Source organism: Neobacillus ginsengisoli (assembly GCF_030813055.1).
The window spans coordinates 153,272-166,781 of record NZ_JAUSTW010000006.1; the positions used below are offsets into that span (position 1 = coordinate 153,272).

At 41.1% G+C, this 13,510-nt stretch carries 15 protein-coding genes and 2 pseudogenes; 11 read left to right on the forward strand and 6 right to left on the reverse strand.

Features of this window, described 5'->3' with window-relative positions:
• Positions 1-21: 21 nt before the first annotated feature.
• The 4 genes from ade to J2S10_RS18285 form a co-directional block, all read right to left on the reverse strand.
• Positions 22-1,755, reverse strand: a complete 1,734-nt coding sequence (gene ade, locus J2S10_RS18270; protein WP_307410407.1) for an adenine deaminase — start codon at positions 1,753-1,755, stop codon at positions 22-24.
• An 18-nt stretch (positions 1,756-1,773) separates the two neighbouring features.
• Positions 1,774-2,244 carry a nucleoside deaminase gene (locus J2S10_RS18275; protein WP_307410409.1) on the reverse strand — a complete coding sequence of 157 codons (471 nt, stop codon included), beginning with the start codon at positions 2,242-2,244 and terminating at the stop codon, positions 1,774-1,776.
• 167 nt (positions 2,245-2,411) lie between these two features.
• Positions 2,412-2,795: a hypothetical protein gene (locus J2S10_RS18280; protein ID WP_307410411.1), complete on the reverse strand. Its 384-nt coding sequence runs from the start codon at positions 2,793-2,795 to the stop codon at positions 2,412-2,414.
• 97 nt (positions 2,796-2,892) lie between these two features.
• Positions 2,893-3,846, reverse strand: a complete 954-nt coding sequence (locus tag J2S10_RS18285; RefSeq protein ID WP_307410413.1) for a DMT family transporter — start codon at positions 3,844-3,846, stop codon at positions 2,893-2,895.
• A 196-nt stretch (positions 3,847-4,042) separates the two neighbouring features.
• On the opposite strand from J2S10_RS18285, the gene J2S10_RS18290 reads away from it, so the two are divergent.
• The 4 genes and pseudogenes from J2S10_RS18290 to J2S10_RS18305 all read left to right on the forward strand — a co-directional run.
• Positions 4,043-4,381 carry a rhodanese-like domain-containing protein gene (locus tag J2S10_RS18290; protein ID WP_307410415.1) on the forward strand — a complete coding sequence of 113 codons (339 nt, stop codon included), beginning with the start codon at positions 4,043-4,045 and terminating at the stop codon, positions 4,379-4,381.
• Positions 4,382-4,386: 5 nt separating this feature from the next.
• Entirely contained in the window at positions 4,387-5,355 is a 969-nt protein-coding gene (locus J2S10_RS18295) for a bile acid:sodium symporter family protein (RefSeq protein WP_307410417.1), read from the forward strand.
• Positions 5,356-5,676: 321 nt separating this feature from the next.
• Positions 5,677-6,324, forward strand: a complete 648-nt coding sequence (locus tag J2S10_RS18300; RefSeq protein WP_307410419.1) for an NTP transferase domain-containing protein — start codon at positions 5,677-5,679, stop codon at positions 6,322-6,324.
• A 37-nt stretch (positions 6,325-6,361) separates the two neighbouring features.
• A pseudogene (locus J2S10_RS18305) lies at positions 6,362-6,664 on the forward strand (FAD binding domain-containing protein); the annotation flags it as partial.
• Between the two features lie 49 nt (positions 6,665-6,713).
• On the opposite strand, the gene uraH reads toward J2S10_RS18305, so the two are convergent.
• Positions 6,714-7,067, reverse strand: coding sequence for a hydroxyisourate hydrolase (gene uraH / locus J2S10_RS18310; RefSeq protein ID WP_307410421.1), 354 nt, complete (start codon positions 7,065-7,067; stop codon positions 6,714-6,716).
• Between the two features lie 4 nt (positions 7,068-7,071).
• Positions 7,072-8,073 (reverse strand): annotated as a pseudogene (gene pucL / locus J2S10_RS18315) (factor-independent urate hydroxylase); the annotation flags it as partial.
• Positions 8,074-8,410: 337 nt separating this feature from the next.
• Here pucL and J2S10_RS18320 point away from each other — a divergent pair.
• Genes J2S10_RS18320 through J2S10_RS18350 form a run of 7 tightly spaced genes read left to right on the forward strand, consistent with a single transcriptional unit; the run spans position 8,411 to position 13,373 of the window.
• Positions 8,411-8,713, forward strand: a complete 303-nt coding sequence (locus tag J2S10_RS18320) for an urease subunit gamma (protein WP_307410423.1) — start codon at positions 8,411-8,413, stop codon at positions 8,711-8,713.
• Between the two features lie 31 nt (positions 8,714-8,744).
• The gene (locus J2S10_RS18325; protein WP_307410425.1) at positions 8,745-9,074 is read left to right on the forward strand and encodes an urease subunit beta; all 330 of its coding nucleotides are present in this window, start codon (positions 8,745-8,747) and stop codon (positions 9,072-9,074) included.
• Positions 9,071-10,783 (forward strand): urease subunit alpha, encoded by a 1,713-nt coding sequence (gene ureC / locus J2S10_RS18330; protein WP_307410427.1) that lies wholly within the window; start codon positions 9,071-9,073, stop codon positions 10,781-10,783. The genes J2S10_RS18325 and ureC overlap by 4 nt, the downstream gene beginning before the upstream one ends.
• Before the next feature lie 10 nt (positions 10,784-10,793).
• A complete protein-coding gene (gene ureE / locus J2S10_RS18335) occupies positions 10,794-11,240 on the forward strand; it encodes an urease accessory protein UreE (protein WP_307410429.1) in 447 nt (148 codons plus the stop codon).
• Positions 11,233-11,919, forward strand: coding sequence for an urease accessory protein UreF (locus tag J2S10_RS18340; RefSeq protein ID WP_307410431.1), 687 nt, complete (start codon positions 11,233-11,235; stop codon positions 11,917-11,919). The genes ureE and J2S10_RS18340 overlap by 8 nt, the downstream gene beginning before the upstream one ends.
• 23 nt (positions 11,920-11,942) lie before the next feature.
• Complete coding sequence (ureG, locus tag J2S10_RS18345) at positions 11,943-12,554, forward strand: urease accessory protein UreG (protein WP_307410433.1); 612 nt, start codon at positions 11,943-11,945, stop codon at positions 12,552-12,554.
• A complete protein-coding gene (locus J2S10_RS18350; protein ID WP_307410435.1) occupies positions 12,555-13,373 on the forward strand; it encodes an urease accessory protein UreD in 819 nt (272 codons plus the stop codon).
• The last annotated feature ends 137 nt before the right edge of the window (positions 13,374-13,510 follow it).

Sequence of the window (13,510 nt, forward strand, 5' to 3'; positions counted from 1 at the left end):
AAATAAATATTAAGTAAACATTTACATACAATCAATGCTGATGTGTTTAAATTTAGAAACCTGGAATAATCCTTTATCCGTAATCTTCAATTCCGGAATTACCGGAAGTGCTAAGAAGGATAAGGTTAAGAAGGGGTTGAATTGGCCGCTGGCTCCGATCTCCATTAAAGCTCGATTGATATCATTTAGACCTGAATAAACTTCCTTGTAGGAACAGTCTGTCATCAAACCGGCAATTGGTAATGCCAGCTCCCCGATAATTTCCCCATTATTTACAACAATAAGACCGCCCTGTATTTCTTTAATAGCTTTCGCTGCTGCAATCATATCCTGATCACACGTACCTGCAATAATGAGATTATGAGAATCATGAGCAATCGTCGTCGCAATCGCTCCTGTTTTTAATCCTAATCCCTTCACAATCCCTAAGCCAATATTTTTCGTCATATGATGGCGCTCAATGACCGCCAGTTTTAAATGGTCCTTTTTTATTGATGACTGAAAAAATCCGCTCTCACATCTGTCCGTTTCTTCAATAATATGTCGTGTGACAAGGCTATTCGGTATGATTTCAATAATATTTGCTCTATTGGTCTTTAAATGAATGGATAAATCGTTTTCGATTGGATCATGAAAGTTGACTGTCTGTTTTAATCGCGGGTTTTCTTTTAGGGTGATCCCTTTGGAAAAATGAACCAAGCTGCCATTCTCGACAACCGTTTTTCCATTCTGAAAAACATGCGTGATCTGAAGTGCTTCAAGGTTATTAATAAACAAGAAATCGGCTTTGTATCCCGGTGCAATCGCCCCTTTTTCTTCAAGTCCAAAACATTCTGCCGCATTGAGAGTGGCCATTTGAATGGCGGTAAGCGGGAAAATTCCTTCAGCAATGGCTAACCGTACGTTATGGTCTATGCTTCCTTGGTGAACCAGATCATCTAAATGCTTATCGTCCGTGACAAATAAACAACGGCGGGCATTCCGATCATTCACAGCACTGATTAACTGCAGCAAATCTTTCGCAACGGTACCTTCGCGAATCATCAAATACATTCCTTTTCGCAGCCGTTCCTTTGCTTCCTCCGCAGTCGTACTCTCATGGTCAGTCCGGATGCCTGCTGCCATATAGACATTTAAGTCGTTGGGGGATAAACCGGCAGCATGGCCGTCAATCTTTTTACCCGCATTTTGGGTTTCGAGTAATTTTTTCATCATGGAATTTTCAGTATTCTTTACAGCCGGGAAATTCATTACCTCGGCTAATCCAAGAACACGCGGGTGGTCATAGAAAGGCTTTAAATCTTCTATTTTAAGATTGGCACCTGCATTTTCAAATTCAGTTGCCGGAACACAGGAAGGAAGCATCATGTAAAAATCAAATGGGAGGTTTTCTGAAGAGTCGAGTATATATTGTATGCCTTCGACCCCTAGAACATTGGCAATTTCATGCGGATCACAAATAGCCGTGGTTACTCCATGTAACAGGAGTACTTTTGCAAACTCAATCGGGGTTACCATGGAAGATTCAATATGAACATGGGCATCGATGAACGCAGGTGAAATATAACTGCCTTTTGCATCAATGATGGTTTTTCCCGGATATTTTCCGATTCCTGCAAAATATCCGTCCACAATCGCTATGTCCCCATCTATGATCTCCAGGTTAAAAACATCAATAATTTTGCCGTTCTTAATCACAATATCAGCAGGTTCCCTGCCTGATGCTACAGCAATTCTTCTCGATAATTTCTCCAATGGGCAACATCCTTTTTATTAATAATCAATCTTGATTTGGGAGTTTTCCCAAGTTCTAAATGGTAAGTCAGCTTGTTTTGGGGTAAGCTGTCTCATTACTATATCACGCGATTCCATTGGAAGGGAGAGCTGTTCATAAATAAACTGATCATCAAAGCCAATTTTTGCAGCCTCTTCTTTCGTACAGGCATAGTAAACGGCCTTTGGTCTTGCCCAATAAATAGCGCCGAAACACATCGGACAAGGCTCACAGCTGGTATAAATTTCACAATCACTTAATTGAAAGTCATTTAGATAGACGCAGGCAGCTCTGATTGCCTGCACCTCGGCATGTGCCGTCGGATCATTTGATGCTGTTACCTCATTTCGCCCCGTTCCGATTATTCTTCCGTCTTTTACTACAATCGCCCCAAAAGGCCCGCCATGATTCGTTAACACATTTTCTAATGCGATTTGAACCGCTTTTTCCATAAAAAGAAAATCTGTCATCTATATCACTCCAGTATTGGCTAACTGTGTATCTTGGAATACATTATTCTTTATCAAGCCATTAAATTCTATCTTTTTGGAAGAAAATCTCCCATGTTTTTAAAACTGTATAGACAAAAAAACAACAGACAAGTCGAATCACTACATTGTCTGTTGGCATATAAAGGTTAAGTTCCCCACTTCATCGATACGGTTAATGTACAGCAGCTGACAGGGCTGCTTGAGTTTGGATGGGTGCTAAGCTCGTAAATGACACCGGTAGGAGTAAACCTTGTTATTATAAAAGCCTTTAAGCCGATGGACTTGATTAAATGATCTACTTCGGCTTTTTTTCCCTGCTGGGCCGCACTCATGATTTTCTTTGCGAACCTTTCATCTTCTAAGCGGTCCAACAAACGACTTCCTTGTTCCATTAAAAACCGAAAAGACTTAACTGAATGAGAAAAAATTTTAACATCTGCTGGTGGATAGGTTCTCAGGAAGGGCTGATTAATAACATACCCATGGGCCGGAGGAGGGTAGGAAGAAAAAGGGTAATGGTTGTAATACACGTAAACACTCCTTCCACAATAAAAACACAAGGCACTATACGATATGACAACTGGGTTAGTTGAGTTCCAGCAAAAAAACGCCTAGAGTCCAGGCGTTTTAGGAGGAGCTCTTCACTTTTTTCAAATAAACTGATTCTCGTTTTTGCCTGGATTGCAGGAAATATTCTTCTAAAGCCCCTGAACCAAACAAAACGCCGATAATAATAAAAACAAAACCCAATATTTGCGGTAAAGTGATTTTTTCTCCAAGAAACATAACTGCTGCTATTAGTGCAAAGAAAGGATTTAGGTTTATGAAGATAGCTGCTTCAGATACACCTACTTTTCCAAGAGAATAGTTATAGATTGTATGGCTAATGGCTGTGCCGAAAATGGCAGAGGCCAGGAAAATGAGCCAAACTCCCATGGATCCATGGGTTATCCCCTGTAAACCATGTGGTTCTTTAAATAAACTGATAATAAACAGAATGATCGAGCCGAAAACCAGCATGTAGCCGGTCATCAGGCGGGGGTCCAAGGTGGCGGAAGCTTTTTTAATGATTGCAAAGCTAATCGCTTGTGAAAGGATGGCTAAAAAAACAAATAAATCACCAAGTGAAATTCCGCTAACACCGCCACTTCCTTCCATCACGATAAAGGACACACCCGTTAAACCCAGGATAATCCCTAACATCTTCCAAACGGTTACTTTATTTCCTAGAAAGCAGAAAGCAACGATGGTCGTGAGCAAGGGCCCCAGGCCTAAAATAAGTCCTCCGTTTGAGGCAGAGGTTTTAGAGAGGCCGATCGATAAAAAGTAATGATGGCCGACCACATTAAAAAAACATCCAAAGACGATATAAAGAAATTCCTTTTTGGTCGGAATCCTTACTTTTTTTAAAAAGAAAAGAATAATAAATACACTGATTCCTGCAGTAAATACTCTAAGGGAAGTAATCGTTACCGGAAGGAATTCTGCCACGATTACCTTCGTCATAATGACATTTATGCCCCATGCCATCATAACGAAAACTAAAAGTAAATAAATCCGGTACTTCTGTTGTTTTTCCAAATTCCCCACTTCTTTCGTAGATTTAACAAATTTTTCAATTCAACCTTTGAAACTGTATTCCTATGATAATACCAATTTTTTACGATATTTTCTACTATCCGGTTGTGGAAAAGTTGAATAATTCAACGCCATTAATTGTTTTGATGGACGAATATTAATTGGCATTTGTGTTATTCTTGTAGTGGAGGTGTTTACGTTGACCATACAAAAAATTACGCCGAAGGAATTGCAGAAAAAATTAACTGAGGATAGTAAGCTTGAGATTCTTGATGTACGAGCAGACGAGAAGTTTCAAGAATTCCATATTGAGGGCTCTAAAAATATCCCCAAAACCGTGATTTTTGGTCTTGAAGAAACAGGTGAACCATTATCCTTACCTAAGGAGAATGAATTTATCGTGACCTGTACAACCGGGAATTCAGCGGCAAAATGCGCCAATATCCTGGATGGCCTCGGTTATAAAGTGAGGGTTCTTGAGGGCGGTCTTACTGCTTGGAAGGAATATAAAAAACACTGTGAAATTAAGCCGGAGTGACATAAATGCTGCAAAAGTTAAATAAGCAACTAGAAAAAATAATGCCCTTGATTACTCCTGTCAGCGTTGTACTTGGAGTTTTGCTAACCGGCTATCTAAAGGACTTATCCTTTCTCATACCATGGATCTTTGCCTTTATGACCTTTGCCGGAAGTTTAAGCTCAAATTTCAAATCGCTGACAGAGGTCGTCTCCCATCCTTTTCCTGTACTAATGGCGATGGGCCTGCTGCATGTGGTCATGCCAATCTGGGCTATGGGTGTTGGGCATATTGCCTTTACAGGTGACCTTTACACCATTACAGGGATGACATTAGCTATGGTTATCCCGACCGGCGTGACTAGCTTCATTTGGGTTTCGATTTACAAAGGGAATATTCCGATGACCTTATCGATTATATTAATCGATACGCTACTATCCCCCATCATCGTTCCCTATTCGCTTTCGCTTTTTATCGGTCAAAGAATTGAAATGGACATTTTCAGCATCATGAAGGGGCTATTAGGAATGGTCGTCATCCCATCCCTGATTGGCATGTTCCTTAATCAGCTGACAAGAGGGAGAATTAAAGACACTCTAGGGTCAAGACTCGCTCCTTTTTCAAAAATTAGCATTGGCTTTGTTGTTTTGCTGAATGGGGCTGTTGTGGCTCCATATTTAAAACATATTAATCTAAAATTGGTAAGTATCACATTGGTCGTCTTTTTCATCGCTTTGACGGGCTATTTGTTTTCGTTTCTAATTGGACGCCTTATTCATGGCGATCGGGACACCGTTATTTCACTGACCTTTACCGGCGGAATGAGAAACATTAGTGCCGGGGCAGTCATTGCTGTTTCCTATTTTCCCGCAGCTGTAGCCGTCCCTGTAGTGGTCGGCATGCTGTTTCAACAAGTGTTAGCCTCATTAAATGGACATGTTTTAGAACGATATTATAATAGAAAGATAAAAAAACAAGAATCGGTAGTTATATAATATTGAAGGAATAAACTTGATCCGTTTTCCAAAATTTAATAACAATAACTAAAGCTCAGTAGGTATCTATTACTTACTGAGTTTTTTTGTTTGGACACAATTGGAGCTGGATAAATATATCATTCCTATTGGAGCTTTTAGAGTGGAAACCGGTAAAACGACGGCCAAAAAATTTACCGATGTATACTATGTTTCTGATTTTTTGTAAGAGTTTAGCATATATTTGATAAATGGCAAAGTGAAGTTCCGTTTCAAAAAATTCACCGGTACTAGCGGAATTAATACAAAAGAAAATAGTAGAGATGATAAGGTGGTCATTTCATGAGTGAAAATGAAATCATTGCGGTTTATCTTGCAGCGGGGATGAGCAGGCGAATGGGGACCGATAAGCTTGGCCTTCCGTTCGGTTCTACTACTATTGGGAATTCATCATTGCAAGCGGCAGTAAATTCCCAACTTAATCATATCATCGTGGTGACGAGGGAAGAGGATTCTCTAAATTGGATCGATGCCTCGCTTTTTCGGGGTTCATATCGAGATCGATGGTCCCAAATCAAATGCACGGATGCAGATAAAGGACAATCAAATTCTTTAAAATGTGGTCTTCGAGCCGCGATGGAGCTGAGGCCAATCGGGATTATGATCCTTTTGGCAGATCAACCCTCTCTTTCCTTCACTATTATTAATGATTTAATTTTACGATTTGGAAAGCTTCGCCAAGAACAAAGAAATTTCCCGTTCATTGCAGCAAGCTTCCAAGGTATTCCTAGACCTCCGATTATCTTCTCGATTGAGATTTTCCCGGAATTGCTGAAACTTGAAGGTGATGCAGGAGCACGCCAATTATTTAAAAAGCAAGCATCATTAAAAAGTCTGCTCGTGAACTATGAAAGCGAAAGCGATTTTTGGGATATTGACACAATGGAGGATTATTATAGGGTGAAAGGGGCTGTGCAAGACCATGATTAGAAAGGAATCTGCAACACAATTCTCACCGACAGTGTGGATGCCTGAAAAATTAGCGGAAGCATGGCGATTAAAGGAGAAGTTTGGCACTGATGCTTGTTATATTGCCGGGGGGACGCTGCTGCAAACTCAATGGGAGAAAGGATTGGACTGCCCGGACCATTTAATTAGTTTGGAACGAATAAAGGAAATGCAAGGCTGCAGCATAGAAACGGATGGCAGCCATCCCGTCATTCGCCTTGGCGTGTTAACCACAATAGATAAGTGCAGATATCCTTCTGTCCTTCTGGAAGGGTATCCGCTTTTAATGGAGGCGGCAAGAAATATTGCTGCGCCTGCTATTCGCAACAAGGGAAAATTCCGGATGGTCATGATTGGCCATCCGGATTATGTCAGCTTCCACGGTATACCTGATATCCCCAAGGTGATACCAGAAGCGGTACATGGTAGTGTAGGGATGAATCAGCAAGACCAATTCTCACAGACACCTTGTTTAGAAAAGGCGGATCCTGCAGCGGCAATCCCTTTTGATGAAAGTAATCGCCTACATAGAATAAAAGCTCATACTCACCTGACACCATTTGATCAACTAATAAAAGGGGTTGGTCGATTCGGCCATCTGCATTCGTCATCGCTTCTTTTAATAGATTTCTAGTGCCATTATTTAAACGGTATAATTCAATTTTTATATTTGCTGCCGGCTTGCCATGGGCTAAATCAAGAACGTGAGTTGTTAAACCGTTCATGGTATCAGCTTCCTTGCGGCGTACTTTTAAGCGAATTTTCGTCGGCCTTATCTTTATCCAAATCCTCCCTTAGTACGGAAAACACCTGGAATCCATACGGAGGGCGCGGCTCAGTGTATACCTTGCTTAAAGTGTCAGGGCTATGATCGACAACGGTATCCCAGGTGTGATTTTGCGATTCGAACATTACCTCGATTAATTGAGGAAATCTTTCTAAGATACGGCAGCCGATAAGATAAATAAGATTTTGAATAGAAGGAGTCTCTGTTTCATGAAAAACGAAAGCGGCAATATCGCGAACCTGTTCAGATGCCACATATAAAGAAGGATTTTCGCCATATGAGTCTATCACATTCTCATATTTCCAACTAATATTTAAATAGACAAATAAAGGCCGGTTACTATCTTCAGGGAGAGTAGTATATTCATCCCGCACAAAGCCTACAAAGGAATTACCGCGTACTTTAATTAGCTGAAGCTTAATAATGCTGCTGGAATGGTTGGCAATCATGGTACCTCCTTCTGTACGGACCATCTCAATCATGGATTTTGATGCTTCATTCAACGACCTCTTAAAGACGAGGTCACTTTCTGTTAACCCTGCTGAAGAAGAGGCGGAAACGGTCTCGAAAGGCAAATCCTCACCGATAATTTTTACGGTCTCCATTTGCGGGTATTTTTCTAAAAAAGCTTTTGCCGTATAGGACAAAAAACCTTCGATGGTGCTTCCCTGATAGCTTGCCAGATGGCGTTGGATAAAATTCTTCATCGAATCAGTGGCTACAATTAATGAATTGTCTCCTTTTGTAAAAGAAGGAAGGAAGTCCTTCCCGCCCACACTCACTTTAGCATTCAATCCAAACACGATATTATTACGTCCGCTAAAGTTGGATTCGGGAATCTTTCGAACGCCGAGAAGGGGTTTAACGTAAGTCTTATATGCGAAAACGTCACCTTTTCCATAGTACATGGCTCTTTCCATCATGATCTTCCTTTCATCCGTAATTGTCCCGTTTAACGAATCTATTTAACTCTCTAATAGTAACCATATGAATAAACCTCTCTGTTATATTCATGTAATCATCATCAGCTTTTCTTAACCTCAAGTAATTTTATAAATAAAATCTTATAAGCAATAGTTTTATGTTATTAAATCTAACATTGTTTTTTTGTTGTCCTTGGTTAAATATAGATAAAAAGAGTATGTGATAACTTGATAAATCTAAAATAATTAAAAATAGGTAGTTTTTAAAATTTACAGAAAATTCCCTTTAACTTTTGAACGGTCGGTGTTAGAATAACTACCATCAAGTGTGAAGTTTAATCGAAAAAGGAGGAACGAAATGAAATTAACACAGCGGGAGCAAGAAAAATTATTAATTGTTGTCGCAGGAGACTTAGCGAGACGACGAAAAGAAAGGGGATTAAAACTAAACTATCCCGAAGCTGTCGCCCTGATTACATCTGAAATCATGGAGGGGGCAAGAGATGGAAAATCGGTCGTTCAATTAATGAGTGAGGGAACAAAAATCCTCACAGCCGATGATGTGATGGAAGGGATACCGGAAATGATCCGAGAGATACAGATAGAAGCTACCTTTCCGGACGGGACTAAGCTTGTAACTGTTCATCAGCCAATTCGATAGATTTTATTTTTAAAAGAAAAGAGATGATTCTATGATTCCGGGTGAATATCGATTAAAGGATGAAGCAATTGTCTGTAATCAGGGAAGAACCGCAACTAGGGTAAAGGTGTTAAATCGGGGAGATAGACCCGTTCAGATAGGATCGCATTTTCATTTTTATGAAGTGAATTCCGCACTTGAATTCGAACGCGACCAAGCGTTTGGAATGCATTTGAATATCCCTGCAGGCACGGCTGTCCGCTTCGAACCGGGTGATGTGAAAGAAATAGTACTTGTTCCGTTCGCAGGGAAGCGCGAGGTCTACGGGTTAAACAATAAAACAGATGGTTGGTTGGACGAAAGAAAGGAGAACAAATCATGAGTTTTCGGATGTCGAGAAAGCAATACGCAGACATGTTCGGCCCCACAACCGGGGATGCTGTTCGTCTTGCCGATACAGATCTGTTTATTGGAATCGAGCAAGACTTAACCGTTTATGGAGATGAAGTGAAATTTGGCGGCGGTAAGGTCATCCGTGATGGGATGGGCCAGCATCCATTGGCGACAAGGGCAGAGGGTGCCTTGGATACCGTTATTACAAATGCAATTATTGTTGATTATACAGGGATCTATAAGGCAGACATTGGCATCCGTGATGGGCGGATTTGTGGAATTGGCAAAAGTGGGAATCCGCTGCTCATGGAAGGAGTCGATATGATCATAGGGGCTTCAACAGAGGTAATCGCCGGCGAGGGAATGATTGTGACAGCTGGCGGTGTTGATGCACACATCCATTTTATTTGCCCGCAACAAATCGAAACGGCCTTGGCCTCCGGGATTACCACAATGATTGGCGGTGGTACAGGTCCTGCTACCGGAACGAATGCCACCACTTGTACACCGGGTGAATGGAATATTCATCGGATGCTGGAAGCAGCTGAGGAATTTTCTATGAATCTTGGATTTTTAGGAAAAGGAAATGCTTCTGCCGAAGCCCCGTTAATCGAACAGATAAATGCAGGAGTCATCGGTCTTAAGCTTCATGAAGACTGGGGAACCACTGCCTCCGCCATTGATTTTAGTCTCCGGGCAGCAGACCAATATGATATTCAAGTTGCAATACATACCGATACCTTAAATGAAGGCGGGTTTGTAGAAGATACCTTGGCAGCCATTAAAGGAAGAGTGATTCATACTTACCATACAGAAGGCGCCGGGGGAGGGCATGCCCCCGATATTATTAAAGTAGCCGGCCATCCTTATATCCTTCCATCATCAACGAACCCCACACGGCCCTATACAAAAAATACTTTAGACGAACATCTCGACATGCTAATGGTTTGTCACCATTTGGATCCTGATGTACCAGAGGATATTGCCTTTGCCGACTCACGTATCCGTAAAGAAACAATTGCTGCTGAGGATATCCTTCACGACATGGGGGTGTTCAGTATGATTAGCTCAGATTCCCAGGCGATGGGCAGAGTAGGAGAAGTGATTACCCGTACATGGCAGACGGCAGATAAAATGAGAAAGCAACGAGGGAAACTGTCTGAAGATAAGGAAATCGGCGATAACTTCAGAGTGAAACGCTACATTGCCAAATATACCATTAATCCCGCAATAACCCACGGCATTGCCGATGAGGTCGGTTCGGTCGAGGTGGGGAAATTGGCAGACCTCGTGATTTGGGATCCTGCCTTTTTCGGTGTTAAGCCTGAAATGATCATCAAAGGCGGGATGATTGCCCACAGTTTAATGGGGGATCCAAACGCTTCAATCCCAACACCGCAGCCCGTGCTGTATCGCCCGATGTTTGCCGCCCTTGGGAAAGCAAAGTTCGCTACATCAATAACCTTTCTGTCAAAAGCAGCGATTGAGCTTGGTATTCCTGAAAAGTTGGGCTTGAAAAAGCAAATCAAACCGGTTCACGGCATCCGGCAATTATCGAAAAAAGATATGAAGCTCAATTCTGAAATGCCAAGGATTGAGGTCGATCCGCAAACATATGAAGTAAAAGTAGATGGAAATCTTGTCACCTGTGAACCTTCGGATGTCTTGCCAATGGCGCAGCGCTATTTCTTATTTTAGGGGGAGAACCATGATCATTGAACAAATAGTTGGAAATGTTGCCAAAATGAGCTCTAATGGCCTGCATATTGAAAGAGTCTATTTAACAAGTGATGATTTAGTAAAGCGAATTCAAAGGGTAACAACCGACCATGGCAAGGAAGTGGGAATCCGTTTAAATGAACCGAAGGACTTGATGGATGGCGATATTTTGTATAGGGATGACCGAAACATGATCATTGTTAATGTTACGGCCGACGACTTGCTTGTCCTCAGACCGGTGAGTATGAAACAAATGGGAGAAATTGCTCATCAGCTGGGCAACCGCCATTTGCCTGCTCAATTTGAAGGTGAGGAAATGCTCGTCCAGTATGATTATCTAGTCGAGGAACTACTGCAACAATTAGCAATCCCTTATGCTAGAGAAAAACGAACGGTTAAGCAGGCGTTTCGACATATCGGTCATCATCATGGTTAATCAGCTTTTATCTTTATTGCAATTAGGTGATTCCAATTTTCCTTCCGGTGCGTTTTCCCATTCATTTGGATTGGAAACCTATATCCAGGAAGAAGCGGTCCATAATAAGAAAACCTTTTTTGAGTGGGTTCGTATTTTTTTGGAAAAACAACTAACCTTTACGGATGGTTTCGCCTGCCGATTGACCTTTGAAGCGATGTCTACTAATGAAATAAGTGAAATATGGAAATTGGATCGTAAATTATTTGTTCAAAATATGCCTGAAGAGGCTCGGGAAGCAAACAGACGGATCGGGGAGAGGCTGGTTCGCATGGGGATTGATTTATATTCAATTCATTTATTGGGTGAATATATAGGGAAAATTCGAATGAAGGAAGCTTTCGGCCATCCCGCGATTGCATTTGCCATGATCAGCCATTTTTTACAAATCGATAAAAAACAAGCGATCCTGACTTACCTACATTCTACGATTGTAACACTTGTTCAAAATGGCGTTCGTGGAATTCCGCTCGGACAAACAGACGGGCAGCGCATTCTGGTAGAAGTGCAGCCCTATTTGCTAAAAACAATAGAAAAAATTGAAACGTTGGATGTAGACGATTTTGGGGCTGTTGCGCCGGGACTGGAAATCGCGCAAATGCGTCACGAACAACTGCTTGTTCGGTTGTTTATGTCATAAAATGAGAGAAAGAAGGAATGAAGATGGAACCAATCCGAATAGGCATTGGCGGACCGGTTGGCGCGGGTAAGACCATGCTCGTTGAAAGATTAACGAGATATTTAAATGATGAATGTAAAATTGCGGTTGTTACGAATGATATTTATACAAAAGAAGATGCCCGATTTTTAATAAAAAACAGTGTCCTGCCTGAGGAGCGAATTATCGGTGTCGAAACCGGAGGCTGCCCGCATACAGCGATTCGGGAAGATGCTTCGATGAATTTTGCTGCCATAGATGAATTAAAGGAAAAACATCCGGATTTGTCGCTTATTTTTGTTGAGAGCGGAGGAGACAATCTGGCAGCTACCTTTAGTCCGGAACTTGTCGATTTTTCGATTTATATTATCGATGTAGCCCAAGGGGAAAAAATTCCTCGAAAAGGCGGCCAAGGGATGATTAAATCTGATTTGTTTATCATCAACAAAATTGATTTAGCACCATATGTCGGGGCAAGCTTAGAAGTAATGGAGGCAGATACAAAGGCAGCTAGAGGGAAAAAGCCTTATATTTTTACGAATTTAAAAAAGGATATCGGTGTTCATGATGTCATTGACTGGATTAAGAAAAATGCTTTATTGGCAGGATTAGGATAAGTGGAGAAGCGTACAGGATATTTAAAGCTAGTTTGTGAGAGGAAAGATGAGAAAACGATTTTAAGAGAATCCTATTCTGAAGGAGCTTTTAAAATTACGAGACCTGTTTATTTAACACGGAGCGGAGAGGCGTACCTTTACGTGATGAACCCTGGCGGGGGCTACCTTGAAGGCGATTCTTATAAAATGGAAATCCATTTGGAAAAAGGAGCTGAAGCCGTAGTTACAACTCAATCTTCAACGAAGATATATAAAACCCGTGACCTGCCTGCTTTTCAAGAAATGGAGATTTTCTTGAAAAAAGGAAGTATTTTAGAATATTTACCCGATCCGATTATTGCCTACCAAAAGGCACGTTTTAAGCAGCGGACTGTGATTAGGATGGAGCACGGGGCATCATTAATCTTTGCAGATATTTTAACCCCGGGATGGGCTCCGGATGGGACACTCTTTCGGTATGATTTGCTTCAATCCAAATTAGAGATTTATCAAGAAGATCAATTAATTGTATTTGATCATATCAAGATAGAGCCCGATCAGGATATTACAGGGATTGGGTATATGGAGGGGTATACTCATTTTGGTACAATGCTGGTCATTGATTATCGAGTGGATCGATTATTTTTAGAAGAACTTCATGAAATTTTTCACTCTCTGTCAGGACTCAGATTTGGTCTTTCAAAATTGTCAGTTCCAGGGTTTGCCCTCAGGGTACTAGGAAATACAACACAGGAAGTAGAAAAACTAATGAACCTCTGTCACGAGAGTATAAGGGGAAAATTGTTTGAAAAAGAGCAGGTGTTTCTTAGAAAATATTAAATTAAGGAATTGATAAAGCTGCTAGCCTTCACAAAAAGGGCTAGCTTTTTGCTTTTTAATAAAGAATGTCGGTCATTGGATAGTTTAGCCATTACCTTTTAGATATGATAATATTTTAAAAAAAGGAGTTTACCGAA

Coding starts and splice junctions, on each gene's coding strand:
- J2S10_RS18275 (WP_307410409.1), bottom strand. CDS start 2,244: ATGACAGATTTTCTTTTTATGGAAAAAGCGGTTCAAATCGCATTAGAA.
- J2S10_RS18295 (WP_307410417.1), top strand. CDS start 4,387: ATGCTGCAAAAGTTAAATAAGCAACTAGAAAAAATAATGCCCTTGATT.
- J2S10_RS18300 (WP_307410419.1), top strand. CDS start 5,677: ATGAGTGAAAATGAAATCATTGCGGTTTATCTTGCAGCGGGGATGAGC.
- uraH (WP_307410421.1), bottom strand. CDS start 7,067: ATGAACGGTTTAACAACTCACGTTCTTGATTTAGCCCATGGCAAGCCG.
- J2S10_RS18320 (WP_307410423.1), top strand. CDS start 8,411: ATGAAATTAACACAGCGGGAGCAAGAAAAATTATTAATTGTTGTCGCA.
- J2S10_RS18325 (WP_307410425.1), top strand. CDS start 8,745: ATGATTCCGGGTGAATATCGATTAAAGGATGAAGCAATTGTCTGTAAT.
- ureC (WP_307410427.1), top strand. CDS start 9,071: ATGAGTTTTCGGATGTCGAGAAAGCAATACGCAGACATGTTCGGCCCC.
- ureE (WP_307410429.1), top strand. CDS start 10,794: ATGATCATTGAACAAATAGTTGGAAATGTTGCCAAAATGAGCTCTAAT.
- J2S10_RS18340 (WP_307410431.1), top strand. CDS start 11,233: ATGGTTAATCAGCTTTTATCTTTATTGCAATTAGGTGATTCCAATTTT.
- ureG (WP_307410433.1), top strand. CDS start 11,943: ATGGAACCAATCCGAATAGGCATTGGCGGACCGGTTGGCGCGGGTAAG.